This is a genomic window from Pelomonas sp. Root405, assembly GCF_001425165.1.
Taxonomy (GTDB): domain Bacteria; phylum Pseudomonadota; class Gammaproteobacteria; order Burkholderiales; family Burkholderiaceae_C; genus Pelomonas.
On the sequence record NZ_LMDU01000001.1, the window covers coordinates 262,322 to 283,078 of the forward strand.

General features: G+C 68.4%; 15 protein-coding genes. 11 read left to right on the forward strand and 4 right to left on the reverse strand.

Features of this window, described 5'->3' with window-relative positions; translation table 11 throughout:
• Positions 1-40: 40 nt before the first annotated feature.
• Both ASC81_RS01240 and ASC81_RS01245 read left to right on the forward strand, forming a co-directional pair.
• On the forward strand, positions 41-661 hold the full coding sequence (locus tag ASC81_RS01240; RefSeq protein ID WP_056261659.1) for a cation transporter: 621 nt from the start codon (positions 41-43) through the stop codon (positions 659-661).
• A 96-nt stretch (positions 662-757) separates the two neighbouring features.
• Entirely contained in the window at positions 758-1,510 is a 753-nt protein-coding gene (locus ASC81_RS01245; RefSeq protein WP_162245840.1) for an ABC transporter substrate-binding protein, read from the forward strand.
• Positions 1,511-1,524: 14 nt separating this feature from the next.
• Here ASC81_RS01245 and ASC81_RS27315 read toward each other — a convergent pair whose 3' ends face one another.
• Positions 1,525-2,046: an ECF-type sigma factor gene (locus ASC81_RS27315; protein WP_056261663.1), complete on the reverse strand. Its 522-nt coding sequence runs from the start codon at positions 2,044-2,046 to the stop codon at positions 1,525-1,527.
• Positions 2,047-2,154: 108 nt separating this feature from the next.
• Here ASC81_RS27315 and ASC81_RS27320 point away from each other — a divergent pair, with 108 nt between their 5' ends.
• Both ASC81_RS27320 and ASC81_RS01260 read left to right on the forward strand, forming a co-directional pair.
• The gene (locus ASC81_RS27320) at positions 2,155-3,201 is read left to right on the forward strand and encodes a hypothetical protein (protein ID WP_056261666.1); all 1,047 of its coding nucleotides are present in this window, start codon (positions 2,155-2,157) and stop codon (positions 3,199-3,201) included.
• Between the two features lie 17 nt (positions 3,202-3,218).
• Positions 3,219-5,813, forward strand: a complete 2,595-nt coding sequence (locus ASC81_RS01260; protein ID WP_056261669.1) for a serine/threonine-protein kinase — start codon at positions 3,219-3,221, stop codon at positions 5,811-5,813.
• 12 nt (positions 5,814-5,825) lie between these two features.
• Here the strand turns inward: ASC81_RS01260 and cphA (ASC81_RS01265) are convergent, their stop codons facing one another.
• Together cphA (ASC81_RS01265) and cphA (ASC81_RS01270) are read right to left on the reverse strand one after the other, a co-directional pair.
• Positions 5,826-8,399, reverse strand: coding sequence for a cyanophycin synthetase (gene cphA / locus ASC81_RS01265; protein ID WP_056261672.1), 2,574 nt, complete (start codon positions 8,397-8,399; stop codon positions 5,826-5,828).
• Between the two features lie 12 nt (positions 8,400-8,411).
• Complete coding sequence (gene cphA, locus ASC81_RS01270; RefSeq protein ID WP_056261675.1) at positions 8,412-10,586, reverse strand: cyanophycin synthetase; 2,175 nt, start codon at positions 10,584-10,586, stop codon at positions 8,412-8,414.
• A 101-nt stretch (positions 10,587-10,687) separates the two neighbouring features.
• Between cphA (ASC81_RS01270) and ASC81_RS01275 the strand changes: the two genes are divergently transcribed.
• Positions 10,688-12,934 (forward strand): ABC transporter ATP-binding protein, encoded by a 2,247-nt coding sequence (locus ASC81_RS01275; RefSeq protein WP_056261679.1) that lies wholly within the window; start codon positions 10,688-10,690, stop codon positions 12,932-12,934.
• Positions 12,931-13,404, forward strand: coding sequence for a DUF1854 domain-containing protein (locus ASC81_RS01280; protein WP_056261681.1), 474 nt, complete (start codon positions 12,931-12,933; stop codon positions 13,402-13,404). Before ASC81_RS01275 ends, ASC81_RS01280 begins: the two co-directional genes overlap by 4 nt.
• A gap of 59 nt (positions 13,405-13,463) precedes the next feature.
• Here ASC81_RS01280 and bfr read toward each other — a convergent pair whose 3' ends face one another.
• Positions 13,464-13,940, reverse strand: a complete 477-nt coding sequence (bfr, locus tag ASC81_RS01285; RefSeq protein ID WP_056261683.1) for a bacterioferritin — start codon at positions 13,938-13,940, stop codon at positions 13,464-13,466.
• Between the two features lie 106 nt (positions 13,941-14,046).
• Between bfr and ASC81_RS01290 the strand changes: the two genes are divergently transcribed.
• The 5 genes from ASC81_RS01290 to ASC81_RS01310 all read left to right on the forward strand — a co-directional run bounded on the left by ASC81_RS01290 (position 14,047) and on the right by ASC81_RS01310 (position 20,736).
• Positions 14,047-14,271, forward strand: coding sequence for a bacterioferritin-associated ferredoxin (locus ASC81_RS01290; RefSeq protein WP_082536168.1), 225 nt, complete (start codon positions 14,047-14,049; stop codon positions 14,269-14,271).
• A gap of 125 nt (positions 14,272-14,396) precedes the next feature.
• Positions 14,397-14,612 carry a cold-shock protein gene (locus ASC81_RS01295; protein ID WP_056205145.1) on the forward strand — a complete coding sequence of 72 codons (216 nt, stop codon included), beginning with the start codon at positions 14,397-14,399 and terminating at the stop codon, positions 14,610-14,612.
• Between the two features lie 84 nt (positions 14,613-14,696).
• Positions 14,697-16,958, forward strand: coding sequence for a YgiQ family radical SAM protein (locus ASC81_RS01300; protein WP_056261686.1), 2,262 nt, complete (start codon positions 14,697-14,699; stop codon positions 16,956-16,958).
• 128 nt (positions 16,959-17,086) lie between these two features.
• Positions 17,087-19,303: a bifunctional diguanylate cyclase/phosphodiesterase gene (locus ASC81_RS01305; protein ID WP_056261689.1), complete on the forward strand. Its 2,217-nt coding sequence runs from the start codon at positions 17,087-17,089 to the stop codon at positions 19,301-19,303.
• Positions 19,304-19,518: 215 nt separating this feature from the next.
• Positions 19,519-20,736 carry a 6-phosphofructokinase gene (locus ASC81_RS01310; RefSeq protein ID WP_056261693.1) on the forward strand — a complete coding sequence of 406 codons (1,218 nt, stop codon included), beginning with the start codon at positions 19,519-19,521 and terminating at the stop codon, positions 20,734-20,736.
• Positions 20,737-20,757 lie beyond the last annotated feature (21 nt).

Genomic DNA, 20,757 nt, shown 5'->3' on the forward strand with positions numbered 1-20,757 from the left:
AGGGTTTGCAATGCAGGCCTGTGTCGTCCAAGGTCTTCTCATGAGCCACGCCTGTCATCACCACCATCACGAACCCAGCCCCGGCAACACGCCGGCCTACCGCCGCGTGCTGTGGGCGGCGCTGGTCATCAACGCCGCGATGGCCGTCGTCGAGATCACGGCCGGCTGGCGTGCCGGCTCGCTGGCGCTGTGGGCCGACGCGCTGGACTTCGTCGGCGACGCCGCCAACTACGGCGCCTCGCTCGCCGTGCTGTCGGCTGGCCTGCTGTGGCGAGCCCGGCTGGCCTGGTTGAAGGGCTTGGCGATGGCGATCTTTGGTGTCGGCGTGCTGGCGCGTGCCGCCTGGGCGGCGCTGCACGGCGAGCCGCCGCAGGCCGCGACGATGGGCATCGTCGGCACGCTGGCCCTGCTGGCCAATGTGGGGGTGGCGGTCATGCTCTACGCCTGGCGCGAGGGCGATGCCAACATGCGCGCCGTCTGGCTGTGCAGCCGCAACGACGCGCTCGGCAACGTGGCCGTGGTGGCCGCCGCCGGTGCCGTGGCGCTGACCGGCCAGGCCTGGCCGGACCTGCTGGTGGCCGTCGTCATGGCCAGCCTGGCCCTGCATTCGTCGCGCGACGTGCTCCGGCAGGCGCGGGCCGAGATCCGCTCGGCAGCCTGAGGCCGACTCGGCGCCACGCCGGTTTCCGTGCGCTGCGCACGTTGGCGATCAGCCCTGGGCGCCCACAGGCCATTTCTGCGCGGCATGATGCCGGCCATGAAAAGGGCAGGGCGTCGCTGGATACGGCAGGCATGGGCGGGTCTGGTCGCCCTGTTGCTGTGTCCGCTCGCCAACGCCGAGCCGAACCGGCCGCCGCTGGTGCTGCTGGTCGAGACCAGTGCCCTCATGCCCCATGCACGCGTCGACGGCGACCAGGTGGTCGAGGGCCTGAACCTGGACATCGGCCGGGCGCTGGGACGGCGCCTGGGGCGCGAGCTGGTGGCAAAACCGGTGCCCCGCAAGCGACTGGCCGAGGCCCTGCAGCGCGGCGAGGGCGACCTGCTGTGCGACTACCAGAGCGACTGGCTGCCCGGCGCCTTCGCGTGGAGCCGCGCCTTCATTCCCGACCAGGCACTGCTCATCAGCGCCGCCGCGGTGCCTGCACCGAAAGGCCTGGTGGGGGTAGGCGGCCAGCCGGTGGGCACGGTGCGTGGCTATATCTACCCCGAGATGGCCGACATGCTGCGGGCCGGCTTCCTGCGCGACGACGCGCCCGACGCGGTGACCAACCTCGAGAAGCTGGCACGCGGTCGCGTGAACCATGCGCTGACGGGCCGGCGGGTGCTGGAGTACCAGCAGCGCATGGGCCACTTCAAGCTGGCACTACACCCGCCGCTGGTCGTCTCCGAGGTGCTGGCGCAATGCGCGCTGTCGCCCAGCAGCTCGGTGGGACTGGCGGCCTTGAACGCGGCCATCCAGGGCTTGGTCAACGAGGGTGAGCTGGCGCGTCTGATGGCGCGTTACCGATAACCCGCTGACCGTCGCTAGGCTGCCGTCAGCTCGCGGTGCAGCCAGGCGCGGGCCAGCGCCCAGTCGCGCTTGACGGTCGTGCGGCTCAGTTCCAGCACCTCGGCGATCTCTTCAAGCTCCAGCCCGCCGAAGAACTTCAGCTCGACAACCTTGGCCGCGCGCGCGTCCTGCTGTTCGAAGGCCAGCAGCGCCTCGTGAACCCGCAGCACGTCGGCGTCCACGCTGCCGGCCACCTGCTGGGCCTCGGTGAGCGTCAGCGGCACCAGCAGGGCCTCGCGCTTGGCGGCCTGCTTGGCCAGCGCATGGTTGACCAGGATGCGCCGCATCATCAGCGCTGCCACGCCCAGGAAGTGGCTGCGGCTCTGCCACGCGGTACGCGTCTGATCGGCCATGCGCAGCCAGGCTTCGTGGGTCAGCGCCGTGGCGCTGAGCGTGTGGCCGGCGTTCTCCTTGCGCATCTGCGCGGCAGCGCAGCGGTGCAGCTCGTCGTACAGGCTTTGGTTCAGCGCATCCGACGGCGCGGCAGGTTGGGGCATGCAGAAATTCTTGCATGCATGGTCCTGGATGGTCCTTTTGGAAGCGGTCCGCTGCGTGTAGGGGAGGAGGCCCGGCAGTTGTCGGGCTCGTTCACCCCAGGAGCTTCCATGTCGCCCCGTTCCTTCGCCATCGCCGCCGTGCTGTGCGGCAGCCTGCTGCAGCCCGCCCTCGCCAAAGACCCGGCGGCGCTGCCGTTGCCCGACCCCTTCGACGTCGCGTCGGCGGCGGCCAGCCTGGTCGAGGTGTCCGGCGTCAAGGCGCTCAAGGACATCAAGGGCAACCGGCGCGTGGCCGTGCCGCAGTTCAGCATCGAGTTCGTCACGCAGGACAGTGTCAGCTCCGAGACCTCGGGCTTCGCCGCTGCCGGCCGTGCCAGCGTCAGCGGCTACTACCGGCTCACCGGCGTGGCCGAGCCCGAGTTCCAGGCACTCACCGAGCAGCTCTACGCCAGCTTTGTGCAGGCGCTGCAGGCGCAGGGCCTGGAGGTGCTCACGCCTCAGCAGCTGGCCGCGTCGCCCACCTGGGCCAAGCTGACCGCCGGCGGCGTACAGATGCCGGTGCGCGGCGAAACGTCCATCACCGTCGCACCGCCCGGCATGGCCCTGTACGGCACCCACCGCATGCTGGCCAACACCAGCAAGAAGGGCGCGCTGGCCGCGCTGGCCGGCTTCGGGGCGGCCGTCACCGGCATCTCGGAGTCGGTCGAGAACGTCACCCTCCAGAAGGAGCTGGACGGCGCCGCGCTGGTGGAGGTGTCGATGAAACTGCACTTTGCACAGTTGAAGAACGAGAACCGCGGCTTCCTCAGCGGGCTCAGCAACACGGCCGCCGTCAGCGCCAAGCTGCACCCCATCCTGACGCATGCGCGCATGACCGTCATGTCGGGGCCGGAGGGCTCGACGCTCAGCACCAAGGCGCCGCTGCTGCTGGACCCGGCCGCCTTCACCGAGGTGCGCAAGGAGGCCGCGACCACCGGCGAGATCGCTGGCGCGGTGGCTGTGGGCCTGCTGCGCATGGCCATCGGCTCCAAGGACAGCAGCTCCAGCGAGAAGTACGAGGTCGTCGCCGAGCCGCAGCGCTACCGCGAGCGCATCGCCGCCAACCTGGCGCAGACCCACGCGATGCTGATTGCCCGCATGGTCAGCGAGCAGTGAGGCCGGGACACTGGGGCATGAGCAAGCCCGAAGAGTCCTGGAACCGCGTGAAGGCGTTGTTCGATGCGGTGGCCGAGCTGCCTCCCACCGAACGCGACGCAGTCATCGCCGAAGTCGCACTGCCGCCAGAACTGCTGGCCGAGTTGCGCAGCCTGCTGCAGCACCACGACGACGCCACCGGCGGCTTCCTCGCTGCGGCCGCGGCCATGCAGGTCGACGGCTGGACCGGCCGCCGCCTGGGCGCCTGGCTGCTGGTGCGGCTGGTGGGCGCGGGCGGCATGGGCGAGGTCTACGAGGCTCAGCGGGCCGATGGCAGCTACGAAGGCCGCGCGGCCATCAAGCTGCTGCAGGGCGGGCGCGGCGCCGGCTGGCTGGCGCGCTTCGAGCAGGAGCGCCGGCTGCTGGCGCGTGTCAACCATCCGCACATCGCCCAGCTGATGGACGCTGGCATGACGCCCGAGGGCCAGCCCTATTTCGTCATGGAATTGGTCGATGGCCAGCCGCTGGACGAGGCCGCGCGCGGCCTGCCCGTCGAGGGCCGCATCGCGTTGATGCTGCAGCTCTGCGACGCGGTCGCTTTCGCGCACCGTCAGTTGCTGGTGCACCGCGACCTCAAGCCCGGCAACGTGCTGGTGGATGCGCAGGGCCGCGTGAAGCTGCTGGACTTCGGCATCGCCACGGCCATCGCACCCGACGGCGCCGGGCTGGAAGATACGCAGGCCGGCGCGATGACGCCCAACTACGCCAGCCCGGAGCAGGTGCGCGGCGAGCCGGTGGGCACGGCCACCGACATCTACAGCCTGGGCGTACTGCTCTACCTGCTGCTGACCGGCGTGCGCCCCACCGGCCGCGACGCCACCACGCCGCAGGAGGCCGCCCGCAGCGTGCTGGAGGACGAACCTAAGCGCCCCAGCCGCCTCAGCCCCGATGACGTCGGCAACCCGCGGTGGCAGGCGCAGGCGCGCACGCTGCAGGGTGACCTGGACAACATCGTGCTGAAGGCGCTGGAGAAGCAGCCCGAGCGCCGCTACGCCAGCGTCGACGCGCTGGCCGCCGACCTGCGCGCCTACATCGGCGGCTTCCCCGTCAGCGCCCGCGCGCCGACCTGGGGCTATCGCACGGCCAAGCTGCTGGCGCGCAACCGGCTGGCCAGCGGGCTGGCGTTGGTGAGTGTGCTGGCCTTGGTGGGCGGACTGGCCGCGACGACTTGGCAGGCTCGCGAGGCGCGGCTGGCGCAGGGGCTGGCCGAGCAGCGGCTGGCCGAGGTCAGGCGCGTCACGCACGACCTGGTGTTCGGCTTCGGCGACAGCGTGGAGTACCTGCCGGGCGGGCAGAAGATCAAGCTCGACCTGCTGCGTGACACGCACGCTGCGCTGGAGCGCCTGCTGCCCACGCTCGGCGGCGACACGGCGGTGGTGGCCGACATGGCGCAGGTCCAGGTGCGCATGGCCGAGGCGCTGATGCCGGGCTACCCCGGTTCGCTGGAGAAGCAGGACGATGCGCGCCGCCATGCCGAAGCCGCCATGGCGCTCGTGGCCCGGGCCTGGCCCACGCAGAAGCGCAACGCGCTGTTCGCGACCTATGCCTCGCGCGCCTACAACGTGATGGCTTCGGCCGAGCAGGAGGCGGGACGCCTGGAGGAGGCCGTCGAGCTCACACGTCACGGCCTGAAGCTGGCCGAGGAGGGTTTTGTGCTGGCACTGCCCGGCGTGGACCGGCTGCGACTGTTGGGCGCCATCACGGCTTCGCAGTTCAACCTCGGCCTGCTGCTGGACGACAACGGGCAAGGTGTGAACCGGCCTGCTGAGGCCATGACGGCCTACGAGGCAGCGCGAGCAGGCGCCTTGGCGCAGCTGGGCATGACGGCGGAGATTGCTGCCGTCAACGCAGGCTTGCGGCCCGAGGAGACGCGGCTGGAGGCCGAGCTGGGGCAGACCCAGTCCGTCATCGCGGGCGCCATCGCGTCCTCCCGGCTGCGTCGGGGCGATTACGCCGGCTCAGCCGAGGCGCGCCGCGAGAACGTCCAGCATCTGCGCCGTGTGCAGCCCATGCACCCCGAGCAGCAGCAGTTCTGGGCCAGCCTCGCGACCACGCTGTTCCTGCAGGCCGAACTGGCGCTGCAACTGGCACATCCGGCCGAAGCGTTGACGGCGATGCGCGAAAGCATGACCTGGACCGGGCGCCTGCTTGAAAAGGACCCCGACAACCCACGCTGGCCCGGCGACCGGGATTCGCGTGCATTGACGCTGGGCACGGCGCTGGTGCTGAACGGCGCCGCGGTCGAGGCCCGGCCCTGGCTGGAGCGGACGCGCGCCTACTGGTCGGCGGAGACGGCCAAGGCTGGCAATGCGCGAAACCGGCGCTCGCTGGCCTTGAGCGAGCTGCGGTTGGCTGGCCTGCATGGCGATGCGAAGGCGATGAAGGCGGCCGCCGTGGCGCTGCAGGCACTGTCGGACGCCGAGCCCCGAAGCGCCGACAACGCGCTGGCCGCCGCCGAAGCTGCCTACATGCTGGCCGACAAGCCCGCTGCTTGTGCCGCCTGGTCCCGCGCCGCGCCGCTGCGGCCGCTGCCGCCGCAGGCGCAGGCCTGGCGCGCTGAACTGGGCTGTTAGGCCGGGCAGCGATCAGCCTTCGGTGATGCGCTTGGCCAGGTGGGCCAGCGCGTCCTCGACCTGGTCCACCAGCACCAGGCAGAGGTCACCCGGCTGCAGGCGTTCCAGCGCACGGTCGATGGCTGTGAACTCGCCGATGATTTCCTCGATGTGCCGGGTGCGTGACGCCCCTTGCAGCCCCGCGCGCAGCAGCGCGACGACCTCGCCTGCCTCGCGGCCGCGCTGGCAGGCATCTTCGTAGAGGATGACCTCGTCGAAGGCAGCGCCGAGGATCTCGGTCTGTACGCGGATGTCCTCGTCACGCCGGTCACCGGCGCCGCTGATGACGACGCTGCGTGTCTTGGCTGGCAGGGCCGCGACGGCGCCGACCAGGGCCTTCATCGCGTCGCCGTTGTGGCCGTAGTCGGCAATGACCGTGGCGCCACGGTAGTCCATCACGTTGAAGCGCCCGGGCGCGTTGTCGGCGTCGTTGGAGAAGCTGCCGACACCGCGGCGGACGGTGTCCCAGTCCAGGCCCACGGCCCAGGCAGCGGCCACCGAGGCCATCGCGTTCTCGACCTGGAAGCCGATCAGGCCACCGCGGGTGATGGGGATGTCGCGCAGCGGGATGCTCTCGCGCCACACCCCTTGCGCGGCGACGAGTTGGTCGCCGTCCACGTAGACGCAGCGCTTGCCTTGCGCGCGGTGCGTGGCCATGACCGGGTGGTGGCGGTCGGCCGCGAAGTAGATGACCTGGCCGGGGCAGACGGCGGACATGCCGGCCGTCAGCGGGTCGGCCGCGTTCAGCACCGCATAGCCGTTGGGCGCCACGTTTTGCACGATGACGCGCTTGACGAGGATGAGATCTTCGGCGGTGTTCAGGAAGTTCATGCCGAGGTGGTCGCCCGCACCGACATTGGTCACGACGGCCACCTGGCAGCGGTCGAAGCCCAGGCCCTCGCGCAGGATGCCGCCGCGCGCCGTCTCCAGCACGGCCGCTTCGACATCGGGGTGCATCAGCACATTGCGCGCGCTCTTGGGGCCGGAACAGTCGCCGCTGTCGATCTGGCGGCCGTCGACATAGACCCCGTCGGTGTTGGTCATGCCAACCTTGAGGCCACAGCTGGCAAACATGTGGGCGATCAGCCGCGTGACCGTCGTCTTGCCATTGGTGCCGGTGACGGCGACGACCGGGATGCGGCCATCCTCGGCCTTGGGCCCCTGACCGAACAGGTGGCCGACGATGGCCTCGCCGACGTTTCGGCCCTTGCCGTAGCTGGGGCTCAGGTGCATGCGCAGCCCAGGTGCGGCGTTGACCTCGACGATGCCGCCGCTGATCTCCTCCAGCGGGCGCAGCACGCTCTCGGCCACGACGTCGACGCCGCAGACATGCAGGCCCACGACCTGGGCTGCCGCGATGGCGCGGGCGGCGACTTCCGGATGCACGTCGTCCGTCACGTCGGTGGCCGTGCCGCCCGTGGACAGGTTGGCGTTGTTGCGAAGGATGACGCGCTGGCCCTTCTCGGGCACCGACTCGGGGGTCAGGCCTTGCTGGGTCAGGCGCGCGACGGCGATGTCGTCAAAGCGGATCTTGGTCAGCGATGTCGCATGGCCGTCACCGCGCTTGGGGTCGGCATTGACCTTGTCCACCAGCTGCTTGACGGTGTGCATGCCGTCGCCGATGACGTGGGGCGGGTCGCGGCGCGCGGCGGCGATGAGCTTGTCGCCGATGACGAGCAGCCGGTAGTCCGACCCGGGCAGGAACTTCTCGACCATGACAGTGCCTATCTCGTCGGCCGCCTTGTAGGCCGCCTCGATGCCTTCGCGTGTCGTCACGTTGACGGTCACGCCCTTGCCCTGGTTGCCGTCCTGCGGCTTGACGACGACGGGCAGGCCGATGTCCTGCGCAACTTCCCAGGCGTCATCGATGGACTCGACCGGCCGACCCGTCGGCACCGGCACGCCGGCGGCCTGCAGCAGGCGCTTGCAGAGATCCTTGTCCTGGGCGATGGATTCGCTGACGGCGCTCGTCGCGTCGACCTCGGCGGCCCAGATGCGGCGCTGCTTGGCGCCCCAGCCGAACTGCACGAGGCTGCCCTGCGTCAGCCGGCGGTAGGGGATGCCGCGCGCCAGTGCTGCGTCGACGATGGAGCCGGTCGAGGGGCCGAGGCGGATGTCCTCGTCGAGCTCGCGCAACTGCGCGAGGACGGCGTCGGCATCGAACTCGCCGCCGCCCTCATCACGTTGAAGCGCGGCCAGCACCAGCTTGAGCGCATGCTCGAAGGCCAGGCGGCCGACGTCTTCCTCGCTGTATTCGATGACGAGCTGATAGGTGCCGGCCTCGGGCGTGACATGGGTCTGGCTGAAGGTGACCGGGCAGCCGGCCTGGGCCTGCAGGGCCAGCGTTGCCTGCTCCAGCACCTGGGCCAGCGAGGCGTCGCGGCGCAGCTCGCCGATGGTGGGGAAGAGCTGGCGCAGGCGCGACTCGAAGCCGGGCAGGCGTTCGAGCGACCGCTCTGACTCGTTGCAATGCACGACGGCCTCGATAGCCGTGTGGCGGCTCCACATATTGGGGCCGCGCAGCGCGCGGGTGCGGGAAACGTCCATGGGTTTTTGGAGTTAGGCGAGGTGGAGTTCAGGCACGAAGGTGTCGAGGCCGGCGGCGATCAGTTCGGGTGAGATGCCCAGCGCCCAGGCCGCGGCAACGGCGGCAAGCAGCGTGGGCGCGTCGACGACCTGCGCGCCGAAACGGCGCAGCAGCGCTTCGATATTGGCCCCGGGCGTCTCCGCCGGGCCCTGGGCGAGCACGGCAGCGCCGCCGCGCAGGAAGACGGCACGGCCGCCGCGGTCGCGGTGCTGCTGGATGGCTGGCAGCGCGCCGTCCTCGGCATAGAAGACGACCTCGCCATCGCTCAGCTCGGCCATGTCGACCAGGCGCGGATGCGCGGCATTCAGCACGCTGGCGCCGTCGCTCAGCACCACGTCGACCTGCGTGCGCAGCACCTTGTAGAGCTGGTCCTCGTCCTGCACGTCGAACTCGGCCAGCGCGGCGATGCCGTCCATGTCGGTGACCACGCCGACCTGGCAGCGGTCATAGGCCAGGCCATCGCGCAGCACCGAGGCCGGGTCGTTCTCGATGACGACGGCATTGACGCCGCGGTTCATCAGCAGGCGGTGGGCGGCGTCCCAGCGGGCACTGTTCTTCTTCTCGACGCGGCGCGTGCCGAGGAATAGGCCGTCGCGGCAGGCCAGGCCGACATGGCGGCCGTTGAGGTGCAGCAGCCAGGCGACGAGGCGCGAAATCTGCGGGCCACCGCGCGAGCCGGCCACGCCGACGATGGGGATGCGGCCGCTCTCGTCCTCGGCGAACAGGTGGTCGATGATGGCCTGGCCCACCGGCTGCGGCGCACCACCCGCGGGCTTGAGGTGCATCAGCAGGCCCGGCCCGGCATTGACCTCGACGATGGCGCCGCCGGTTTCGCTCAGGGGCTTGCCGATGTCCTCGGTGACGAGGTCGACGCCGGCGATGTCCAGGCCGATGGTGCGCGCAGCCAGCGACACGGCATGGGCGACCTCGGGGTGGACCTCGGGCGTGCAGTCGATCGCAACATTGCCGTTGCGCTGGATCAGCACCGACTTGCCCTGCGGCGGCACCGACTCGGGCGCAAAGCCCTGGCGCTGCAGGTCCAGCAGCACGACGGGGTCTTCGCCAAGGGTGATGCGGTTGAGCGGGAAGTCCTCGGTCAGGCCGCGGCGCGGGTCGGTGTTGATCTGCAGGTCGATGAGTTCGGCAACCGTGTGCACGCCGTCGCCATGCACCCAGGCCGCCTCGCCGCGCGCAGCGGCCACCACCTGCCCGCCGACAACGAGCACGCGGTGCTCATTGCCGCGGATATAGCGCTCCACCAGCACGGAGGAACCCTCGGCGTCGGCGAGCAGATAAGCCGCCTCGCAGTCGGTCTCGTTGGCGATGTCCAGCGTGACGCCACGGCCATGGTTGCCGTCGCTGGGCTTGATGACGACGGGCAGGCCCAGGTCCTGCGCGGCGCGCCAGGCTGCGGCGGCGGTCTTGACTTCCTCGCCCGCCGGCACCGGTACGCCGACGGCCTTGAGGAGGGTCTTGGTCAGGTCCTTGTCGCCGGCGATGCCTTCGGCGATGGCGCTGGTCATGTCGGTCTCGGCCGTCCAGATGCGGCGCTGGCGCGCACCGTGGCCGAGTTGCACGAGGTTGCCGTCGTTCAGGCGGATGTGCGGGATGCGGCGGTCGGTGGCCGCCGCGACGATGGCCGCGGTGGAGGGCCCCAGGTAGCAGTCGTCCAGCTTGTCGCGCACGCGGGCGACCGCAGCGGGCACGTCGAAGGGCTGGTCGTTGATGATGGCCATGATGAGGGCATGGCCCTCGGCCAGCGCCGCGCGCGCCACCTGCTCGTCGCGGGCGCGGAAGACCATGCGGTAGACGCCGCGTTTGGAGGTGGAGCGCGTCTGGCCGAAGCCGGTGGGCATGCCCGACAGGTTGAGCAGCTCGATGACGATGTGCTCCAGCACGTGGCCCATCCAGGTGCCGTCACGCAGGCGCTCGATGAAGCCGCCACGCTCGCCGACGCCGCAATGGTGTTCGATCAGGTTGGGCAGTGCGGCCGTCAGCCGGTCGTTGAAGCCGGGCAGCAGGTGGCTGGGGTGGTCCTCCAGCTCGCCCAGGTCCAGCCAGACCTCCAGCACGGGCCGGTAGGTCCACATGTTCGGCCCGCGCAGGTAATTGATGCGCAGCAGCGCGATGTCGTTCTTCTGGCTCATGCAACGTATCGAGTGAGGGGTTGTGCGCGGTGAAGGCGCGTGGAATTGTGCGCCGAAGTCATCAGCCAGAATCGCGACCGCCCGTCGCAACGAACAACAACATGCAAGACCTTCCTCCCGGCACCGCGCCGCATCCGCAAATGGCCGCCCTGCAGGGGCGACTCCAGGCTGGCGAGAACGTTGTGGCCACGCTGGAGGTTGACCTGGACGCCCAGGCGCGCTTTGCGCAGGGGCTGATCGCCCTGACGAATTCACGCCTGCTGACCTTTGATCCGGCCGCCGGCGGCTGGGCCGAGCATGCGCTGGCCCCGGGCCAGAGCCTCAAGCTCAGCGACCATGGCGGCCTGGCCTTCATGGAGCTGTTCGGCGCCGAGCGGCGCCTGGCGCGCTGGCGCTTCACGCTCGCCTGCAACCCGGCAGCGGTGCGCCTGGTCGAGGCGTTCGAGCGCGAGGTGCAGCGCCTGGCCGGCCATGCCATGCCGGAGGACGACGCAGCGGGCGAGGACTCGGGCTTCGACTTCGGCGAGGCCAGCAAGCCGCCCAGCACCTGGGTGCTGCTGCGCCTGTGGCGCTTTGCCCGACCCTATCGGGGCCAGCTCTTGCTCGGCTTCGCGTTGATGCTGGGGGCCACGGGCGCAACGCTGGTGTCGCCCTATTTGACGATGCCGCTGATGGACCGCGTGCTCATCCCCTTCCAGAACGGCCAGCAGATCGACCCTGGCCTGGTCGGCCTGCTGCTGAGCGGCCTGTTCGGTGCCGCGCTGTTGTCCTGGGGGCTGGGCTGGGCCAAGACCTATCTGCTGTCGCTGGTGTCTGAACGCATCGCGGCGGACCTGCGCACGGCCACCTTCGAGCATTTGCTGGGGCTGTCGCTGGAGTACTTCGGCAACAAGCGCACCGGTGACCTGATGGCCCGCATCGGCTCCGAGACCGACCGCATCTCGGTCTTCCTGAGCCTGCATGCGCTGGACTTCATCACCGACGTGCTGATGCTGGCGATGACGTCCATCATCCTGTTCAGCATCCACCCCGGCCTGGCGCTGGCCACGCTGGTGCCACTGCCCTTCATCGCCTGGCTGATCCACCTCGTGCGCGACCGGCTGCGCACCGGCTTCGAGAAGATCGACCGCGTCTGGGGCGAGGTCACCAACATCCTGGCCGACACCATTCCCGGCATCCGCGTCGTCAAGGCGTTTGCACAGGAAAAGCGCGAGGCCGCGCGCTTCCGTGACGCCAACCAGAAAAACCTGCAGGTCAACGACCGGCTCAACAAGACCTGGAGCCTGTTCACGCCCAGCGTGGCGCTGCTGACCGAGATGGGCCTGCTGGTCGTCTGGGGCGTGGGCATCTGGCTGATCTCGCACCAGAGCATCACCGTCGGCACACTGACCGCCTTCCTGGCCTACATCGGCCGCTTCTACGGCCGGCTGGATTCGATGAGCCGCATCGTCTCGGTGACGCAGAAGGCGGCGGCGGGTGCGAAGCGCATCTTCGACATCCTCGACCATGTCTCCAACGTGCCCGACCCGGTCAACCCGCAGCGTTTCGAGAACGTGACGGGTGCCATCTCCATGCAGGGTGTCAACTTCCGCTACGGCTCGCGCTCGGTGATCCGCTCGCTGAACCTGGACATCCGGCCTGGCGAGATGGTCGGGCTGGTGGGCCACAGCGGCTCCGGCAAGAGCACGCTGGTCAACCTGATCTGCAGGTTCTACGACGTGACCGAGGGTTCCATCCGCGTCGATGGCGTGGACCTGCGGCGCATCAAGGTGACCGACTACCGGCGCCACATCGGCCTGGTGCTGCAGGAGCCCTTTTTGTTCTTCGGCACAATCGCCGAGAACATCGCTTACGGCAAGCCCGACGCAACGCGTGAGGAGATCGTCAGCGCGGCCCGCGCTGCCCATGCGCACGAGTTCATCCTGCGCTTGCCGCATGGCTATGACAGCTTGGTCGGCGAGCGTGGCCAGGGCCTGTCGGGCGGCGAGCGCCAGCGCATCTCCATCGCACGCGCGCTGCTGATCGACCCAGCCATCCTCATCCTCGACGAGGCCACCAGCGCCGTCGATACCGAGACCGAGAAGGAGATCCAGAAGGCGCTGGACAACCTGGTGAAGGGCCGCACGACCATTGCCATCGCCCACCGGCTGTCGACGCTGCGCAAGGCCGACCGCCTTGTCGTCATGGACCGCGGCGAGATCGTCGAGTTGGGACCGCATGACGAACTGATCGCCATGCAGGGCCACTACTGGCGATTGTGGGAAGCCCAGGCTCGCCGCGTCGATCAGGAAGACCTGGAAGAACACGACGTTGCCCCCAACCCCAGCGCGCACACGGAGAACGCATGACCGACCTGCCTTTCCGCGACCTGGCACTGGACGCCGCCGGCAAGCTGGTGCTGATCGATCTTGACGGGGTGGCCCATGTGGGCGTGACGCCCGTGCGCGCCCACCCGATTTCCGCGCCCGACGACGGCTTGAGCCTCGTCGGCGTGCATGGCCATGAGCTGGCCTGGGTGGCGCGCCTGTCGGCCCTGCCAGACGCCCCGCGCGGCCTGCTCGAAGCCGAGCTGGCCGCGCGCGAATTCCACCCCACGCTCAAGCGCCTGATCTCCGTGAACACCTTTGCGACACCCAGCACCTGGCGCGTCGAGACCGACCGCGGCGAGGTCGACTTCGTGCTGAAGAGCGAAGAAGACATCCGCCGCCTGGACGAGGGCCGGCTGCTGATCACGTCCAACCATGGCGTGCAGATGCAGGTGCCGGACCGCTGGGCGCTGGACAAGCAGTCAAAGCGCCTGCTGGAGCGGTTTCTCTGACGCATGAAAAAGCCGCCTGCAAGAGGCGGCTTCGCTCGGTGACGCGGGTTGTCGGCTGATCAGCTGGCCTCGCCCATTTGCGATTGCAGATAGTTCTGCTCGCCGACCGCGTTGACCAGCTCCAGCTGGGTTTCGAGGTGGTCGATGTGCTCCTCGGTGTCTTCCAAGATCTGTACGAACAGCTCGCGTGACACGTAGTCGCGCACGCTTTCGCAGTAAGCGACGGCTTCCTTCAGGTGCACATGCGAGGCCTTCTCGATGATGAGGTCGCAGCGCATCGTCTCGACGGCGTTCTCGCCGATGTAGATCTTGCCGAGGTCCTGCAGGTTGGGCAGGCCGTCAAGCGTCAGCACGCGCTCGATGAGCTTGTCAGCGTGCTTCATCTCCTCGATGGACTCTTCGTATTCGTGCTTGGCCATCTTCAGCAGACCCCAGTTCTTCAGCATGCGGGCATGCAAAAAGTACTGGTTGATGGCGGTCAGCTCCAGCTTGAGTTGCTGGTTCAGGTGGACGAGGACCTGGGCGTCGCCTTTCATGGGGAACTCCGATTCGTGAAATTGAGCCGGAGTATCCCCAGCGAAAGCCCCCCAGCAAAACCAGTCTTTTTGCTAATGAGATCGATTCGCATTAGACTCTGCATCCATGATTGTTTGCGTCTGCCACCGCGTCTCCGACCGAGACATCGCGATTGCCGCGTCCAGCGGTTGCCCGAGCTTTGAGGCCTTGCAGGACGACCTGCGCGTGGCAACGGCCTGTGGCGCTTGCCGGGACTGCGCCTGTGCCGTCTTCGAGGAGAGCCGCGTGGACGTCAGCGGGCCGCGAAGCCGCAGCATCGCTGTAACGATCAAGCCGTTGATGGCGGCCTGAACTAGAATCCGCGTCGGCGCCGAATTCCGGCGCCTTTTTGTTGGTCTTGTTTCCTGAACGTCGTTGTGAACTCCGCAGCCGCTCTGGGGCGGGCCACGCAGCACGACACACAGTAAGGAAATTCCATGAGCACCCTCCAAACCGGCACTGTCAAATGGTTTGACGACGGCAAGGGCTTCGGCTTCATCACGCCGGCCGACGGCAGCAAGGACTTGTTCGCCCACCACAGCGAAATCAAGAACAACGGCGGCTTCCGCACCCTGGCCGAAGGCGCCCAGGTCGAATTCGAAGTGAAGCAGGGCCCCAAGGGCCTGCAAGCCGCGAACATCCGTTCGCTGTAATCCTCACGGCTTCGGCCGTTGAGTCAAGCCCGCGCACTGCGCGGGCTTTGTGCTTTTTGGGCGCGCCCAACGACAATCGCTGCTATGTCTGCCTTACCCCTTCCGCCCAAGGCGCTGACCGCTTACCGCCCGTTCTGGGCCAAGCGCTTCGGCCCTGCGCCCTTCCTGCCCATGTCCCGGGCGGAGATGGAGCAACTCGGCTGGGACAGTTGCGACATCATCATCGTCACGGGCGACGCCTACGTCGACCATCCCAGCTTCGGCATGGCCGTCATCGGCCGCACGTTGGAGGCCCAGGGCTTTCGCGTCGGCATCATTGCGCAGCCGGACTGGCAGAGCGCCGACGCCTTCAAGGCGTTGGGCAAGCCCAACCTGTTCTTCGGTGTCGCGGCCGGCAACATGGATTCGATGATCAACCGCTACACGGCTGATCGAAAAATCCGCAGCGACGATGCCTACACGCCGGGCGGCGAAGGCGGCAAGCGCCCCGACCGCGCGACGCTGGTCTACACCCAGCGCTGCCAGGAAGCCTTCAAGGACGTGCCCGTCGTCATCGGCGGCATCGAGGCCTCGCTGCGCCGCATCGCCCACTACGACTATTGGCAGGACAAGGTGCGCCGCTCCGTGTTGGTGGACGCCAAGGCCGACCTGCTGGTCTACGGCAACGCCGAGCGCGCCATCATCGAGATCGCCCACCGCCTGGCGCGCCGCGAGCCCATCGAGGCGCTGACCGACGTGCGTGGCACGGCGTTCATGCGCCGCACCGACGACCCGACGGCGGACGGCTGGTTCGAACTGGACTCGACCGAAGTGGACCGCCCCGGCCGCATCGACAACCTCATCAGCCCTTACCAGATCGTCGATGACAAGGTCTGCGAGACCGCTGAGCCCGACGCGCCCAAGCCGATCACCATCCACAAGATCGGCCGCATCCAGATGCCGCCGCGCGACCACACCGTCGTGCGACTGCCGGCCTACGAGCAGGTCAAGAGTGACCCGGTGCTCTACGCCCACGCCAACCGCGTGCTGCACCTGGAAACCAACCCCGGCAACGCCCGCGCGCTGGTGCAGCGCCATGGCGAGCGCGACCTCTGGATCAACCCGCCGCCCATCCCGCTGACGACGCCGGAGATGGACCACGTCTTCGACCTGCCGTATGCGCGTGCCCCGCACCCGAGCTATGCGGATGAGGCCGGCAGCCACGACGGCGCGACCAAGATCCCCGCGTGGGAAATGATCCGCTTCAGCGTCAACATCATGCGTGGCTGCTTCGGCGGCTGCACCTTCTGTTCGATCACCGAGCACGAGGGCCGCATCATCCAGAGCCGCAGCGAAGACTCCGTGATCCGCGAGATCGAGGAGATGCGCGACAAGGTCAAGGGCTTCACCGGCATCGTGTCGGACCTGGGCGGCCCCACGGCCAACATGTACCGCATCGGCTGCAAGTCGCCTGAGATCGAGGCCGCCTGCCGCAAGCCCAGCTGCGTCTACCCCGGCATCTGCCCGAACCTCAACACCAGCCACGACCCGCTGATCAAGATGTACCGCCGCGCCCGCGCGCTGCCGGGCGTCAAGAAGATCCTGATCGGCTCCGGCCTGCGCTACGACCTGGCCGTGCAGTCGCCGGAGTACGTGAAGGAGCTGGTCACGCACCACGTCGGCGGCTACCTGAAGATCGCGCCCGAGCACACCGAGGGCGGCCCGCTGTCCAAGATGATGAAGCCGGGCATCGGCAGCTATGACCGCTTCAAGCAGATGTTCGAGGCGGCCAGTGCGGCGGCCGGCAAGAAGCAATACCTGATCCCCTACTTCATCGCAGCACACCCTGGCACCAGCGATGAGGACATGATGAACCTCGCCGTCTGGCTGAAGAAGAACGGCTTCCGCGCCGACCAGGTGCAAACCTTCTACCCCAGCCCGATGGCCACGGCCACGGCGATGTACCACTCGGGGCTTAACCCGCTCAAGGGCATCAGCCGCGACGAGGCCCGCGGCGAGAAGGTCGACATCGTGCGCGGCGAGCGCCGCCGGCGCTTGCACAAGGCCTTCCTGCGCTATCACGATGCCAACAACTGGCCGCTGCTGCGCGAGGCGCTCAAGGCCATGGGCCGCGCCGACCTGATCGGCAATGGCAAGCACCACCTGATCCCGAGCTACCAGCCGCTGACCGACGGCAGTTACGACAGCGCGCGCCGCAAGAATTCCACCGTCGTCAAGCCGGCCGCCACGCCGGCATCGGCGCCGCGCAAGGGCCAGCTCTTGACCCAGCACACCGGCCTTCCGCCGCGCGTCACGGGCGCGGCGCGCACCCCCGCCGCGCGTCCGGGCAAACCCGGTAAGCGTTGACGCGAACTGCGGGACATTTGCCCGCGCTTTTCGTGGCAGCCCCTGCGCGGATGCACTACGCTTGCGGCTCTTGACCGACGAGGCTGCCGCTGCCCTGGCTGGCGCCCGTGCCCGGAGTCCTCGCCCCCATGCAAGAAACGCCCGCCGCAGACGACGATCTGCTCGAATTGCTCGACGAGCCCGAGCACGCTGAAGGCGAACACCGCCCGCAGGATCGTCCCTGGCGCATCCTCATCGTCGACGACGACGGCGACGTCCACAAGGCCACCGAGCTGGCCATGCAAGGCCTGACCGTCGAAGGCCAGCCCCTGGTCTTCCTGCACGCCAGCTCCGCCGCACAGGCCCGACAGCTGCTGGCCAGCGAAGAAGACCTCGCCGTCGTGCTGCTCGATGTCGTCATGGAGAGCGAGGACGCCGGCCTGCAACTGGTGCGCCACATCCGCGACGAGTTGCGCATGAACGCTGTGCGCATCGTGCTGCGCACCGGGCAGCCTGGCTATGCGCCCGAGATCGAGACGGTGCAGGCCTATGACATCAACGACTACAAGACCAAGTCCGAGCTGACGCGCACGCGCCTGTACACGGTGCTCACCGCGGCCGTGCGCTCTTACCGCCAGATCTGCGCGCTGGAAGCCAACCGCCGCGGGCTGGAGATGATCGTCGAGAGCAGCACGTCGCTGTCGCGCATGCGCGGGCTGTCGCGCTTTGCTGAAGGCGTCGTCACCCAGCTCTGCGCGCTGCTGGGCATCCTGCCCGAGGGCCTGGTCTGCGCCCAGGTGGGCGGCGAGACCGGCGACGAGGTCCGCATCGTTGCGGCCGCAGGCCAGTACAGCGGCCTGATCGACCGACCGCTGGCCCAGGTCAAGATTGCCACCGTGCGTGACCGGCTAGAGCGCTGCCTGCAGGAGGAGCGCAACCTCTACGACGACGGCACCGTCCTCTACTTCGGCATGGGCCAGGGCCGCGCGATGGCGGCGTTGGTGGACGTCGGTCGCCAGTTGGACGAGCTCGACCAGCAACTGCTGCGCGCCTTCTGCTCCAACATCGCCGTCGGCTTCGAGAACGTGGTGCTGTACAGCCAACTGCTGGACCAAGCCTACAACGACCCGTTGCTGCGCCTGCCGAATCGCAACCGCTTCGTCGAACTGCTCGACAAGAACCTGAAGGACCCGGCCGGCGTCACGCTCGCGCTGATCGACATCGACGACTTCTCGGACATCAACGACGCCTTCGGCCACCACTTCGGTGACCAGGTCCTGCAGGCCGTGGTGCATCGCATGAGCGAGATGCTGGGCCTGAACACCGCGATGGCCCGCGTCGGCGCCGACACCTTCGGCGTGCTCGGGGAACACGCCAAGGTGTGTCCCGAGACCGTCAGCGGCGTCTTTGCCGAGCCCTTCATGGTCGCGGGTGAGCGCCTGCAGCTGTCGGCCACCACCGGCCTAGTTCGGCTGGGCGAATCCAAGGCCGTCGGCTCCGAACTGCTGCTTGATGCGCAGATCGCGCTCAAACGCGCCAAGCAGCAGCAGCGCGGCTCATCTCAGTATTTCTCGGCCGCCATGGGCAGCGATGCGCGCGAGCGCTTCAAGCTGCTCAAGGGCCTGCGCACGGGTTTCGAGGAGAGCCATCTTTTCGTCGTCTACCAGCCGCAGGTCGAGCTCAGCACCGGCCGCGTCATCGGCGCCGAGGCGCTGCTGCGTTGGAAGACGCTCGACGGCCGCTTCATCCCGCCCGACCAGTTCATCCCGCTGGCCGAGCAGAGTGGCTTGATCATTCCCATCGGCGAGTTCGTCATGCGCACGGCTTGCGCCCAGCTCAAGAAGATGCAGGCGCTGGGCCATGCCGACTTCCGCATGGCTGTCAATGTGTCGATGGCGCAGTTCCGCCACCCCGGCTTCATCGACATGCTGGACCGCTCCTTGGGCGACTGCAGCGTTGTCGGCGAGAACATCGAACTCGAGATCACCGAGTCGATGGCCATGGAGGATGCCGACCTCGTGCTGCGCGTGCTGGCCGACATCAAGCGCCTGGGTTTCAGCGTCGCCATCGACGACTTCGGCACCGGCTTCTCCTCGCTCAGCCAGTTGCGCCAGTTGCAGGTGGACCGCCTCAAGATCGACCGCGCCTTCGTGCAGGAGGCGCAGGCCTCTTCCGCCGGCTCGACCATCGCGCAGATGGTCATCAACCTGGGTCGCGGCCTGGGCCTGACCGTCATTGCGGAAGGCATCGAGACCGAGGAACAGCGCCAGTACCTGATCGGCCTGGGCTGCCACGAAGGCCAGGGCTGGCTGTTCGCCAGGCCCATGCCGGCCGATCAGCTCGAAACATTCATGGCAAGAACCTGAAACCCCTCGTCTGGTCACGCCGCGCTGAACGCGGGCGCACCCAGCCGGTCCCCGAGGGGACGGCGATGCTTGCGGCATTGAGCCGCGCGCACATCGCCAGACGGGCCGGCTTGGGAGCGGCCCGGCGCTCGGCCCACAAAGACCACTGAAGCCCTGATTGCGTCGTCGCGGTGGAGTCCTAAACTCCGCCGTCCTTTCGACTGCCAGGAGCGTTCATGAGTCTCGCCAAGATCCTCGTCGCCCAGGGTGGCGGCCCCACGGCCGTCATCAACCAGAGCCTCGTCGGCGTCGTGCTCGAGGCGCGCCGCCAGGCGGGGGTGGGCAAGGTCTATGGGGCGCGACACGGCGTGCGCGGCATCGTCAACGAGGACTTCGTCGACCTCACGCAGGAGACCAGCCACAACCTGGAGCTGGTGGCCAGCACGCCATCGTCGGCGCTGGGCTCCACGCGCGACAAGCCCGATGCCGCCTACTGCCACGAGATCTTCACGGTGCTGAAGGCGCATGGCATCACGCACTTCTTCTACATCGGCGGCAACGACTCGTCCGACACCGTGCGCATCGTCTCTGAAGAGGCGCAGGCCGCAGGCTATCCGCTGCGCTGCATCCACATCCCCAAGACCATCGACAACGACCTGGTGGGCAACGACCACACGCCCGGCTATGCCTCCGCCGCGCGCTTTGTCGCCCAAGCCTTTGCCGGCGCCAACCTCGACAACGCGGCGCTGCCCGGCATCTACGTCGGCGTCGTCATGGGCCGCCACGCCGGCTTCCTGACGGCCGCTGCGGCCCTGGGAAAAAAGTTCGACGACGACGGCCCGCACCTCATCTACCTGCCCGAGCGCCACTTCGACACCGAGCAATTCCTGCGTGACGTGAAGGCCACCTACGAGCGCTACGGCCGCTGCGTCATCGCCGTCAGCGAGGGCATCCACGACGCGAGCGGCACGCCCATGCTGTCCAAGCTGGCCGGCGACCTGGAGCGCGACGCGCATGGCAATGTGCAGCTCAGCGGCACCGGCGCGCTGGCGGACCTGCTGTGCGAGGAAATCAAGACCAAGCTCGGCATCAAGCGCGTGCGTGGCGACACCTTCGGCTACCTGCAGCGCAGCTTCCTTGGCTGTGTCAGCGACGTGGACCAGCGCGAGGCCCGCGAGGTCGGCGAGAAGGCCGTTCAATACGCCTTCCACGGCGACCGCGACGGCTCCGTCGCCATCAAGCGCGTCGGCTACTACTCGGTCGACTACGCGCTGCTGCCGCTGACCGACGTGGCCGGCAAGACGCGCACGATGGAAGACCACTTCATCACCGACAGCGGCACCGACGTGACCGACGCCTTCCGCCTCTACCTGCGCCCGCTGCTGGGCTCGGGCATGCCGGATGCGTTCAGGCTGCGGCCGAATCCGGTGGCCAAGGTGCTCAAGCGCGGCTGACGGACTGGGCGCGCCCAGGGC

Bases quoted from the DNA above. Each gene is read 5' to 3' on its own strand.
- ASC81_RS01240 (WP_056261659.1), top strand. From the start codon at position 41: ATGAGCCACGCCTGTCATCACCACCATCACGAACCCAGCCCCGGCAAC.
- ASC81_RS01245 (WP_162245840.1), top strand. From the start codon at position 758: ATGAAAAGGGCAGGGCGTCGCTGGATACGGCAGGCATGGGCGGGTCTG.
- ASC81_RS27315 (WP_056261663.1), bottom strand. From the start codon at position 2,046: ATGCCCCAACCTGCCGCGCCGTCGGATGCGCTGAACCAAAGCCTGTAC.
- ASC81_RS27320 (WP_056261666.1), top strand. From the start codon at position 2,155: ATGTCGCCCCGTTCCTTCGCCATCGCCGCCGTGCTGTGCGGCAGCCTG.
- ASC81_RS01260 (WP_056261669.1), top strand. From the start codon at position 3,219: ATGAGCAAGCCCGAAGAGTCCTGGAACCGCGTGAAGGCGTTGTTCGAT.
- cphA (WP_056261672.1), bottom strand. From the start codon at position 8,399: ATGGACGTTTCCCGCACCCGCGCGCTGCGCGGCCCCAATATGTGGAGC.
- cphA (WP_056261675.1), bottom strand. From the start codon at position 10,586: ATGAGCCAGAAGAACGACATCGCGCTGCTGCGCATCAATTACCTGCGC.
- ASC81_RS01275 (WP_056261679.1), top strand. From the start codon at position 10,688: ATGCAAGACCTTCCTCCCGGCACCGCGCCGCATCCGCAAATGGCCGCC.
- ASC81_RS01280 (WP_056261681.1), top strand. From the start codon at position 12,931: ATGACCGACCTGCCTTTCCGCGACCTGGCACTGGACGCCGCCGGCAAG.
- bfr (WP_056261683.1), bottom strand. From the start codon at position 13,940: ATGAAAGGCGACGCCCAGGTCCTCGTCCACCTGAACCAGCAACTCAAG.
- ASC81_RS01290 (WP_082536168.1), top strand. From the start codon at position 14,047: ATGATTGTTTGCGTCTGCCACCGCGTCTCCGACCGAGACATCGCGATT.
- ASC81_RS01295 (WP_056205145.1), top strand. From the start codon at position 14,397: ATGAGCACCCTCCAAACCGGCACTGTCAAATGGTTTGACGACGGCAAG.
- ASC81_RS01300 (WP_056261686.1), top strand. From the start codon at position 14,697: ATGTCTGCCTTACCCCTTCCGCCCAAGGCGCTGACCGCTTACCGCCCG.
- ASC81_RS01305 (WP_056261689.1), top strand. From the start codon at position 17,087: ATGCAAGAAACGCCCGCCGCAGACGACGATCTGCTCGAATTGCTCGAC.
- ASC81_RS01310 (WP_056261693.1), top strand. From the start codon at position 19,519: ATGAGTCTCGCCAAGATCCTCGTCGCCCAGGGTGGCGGCCCCACGGCC.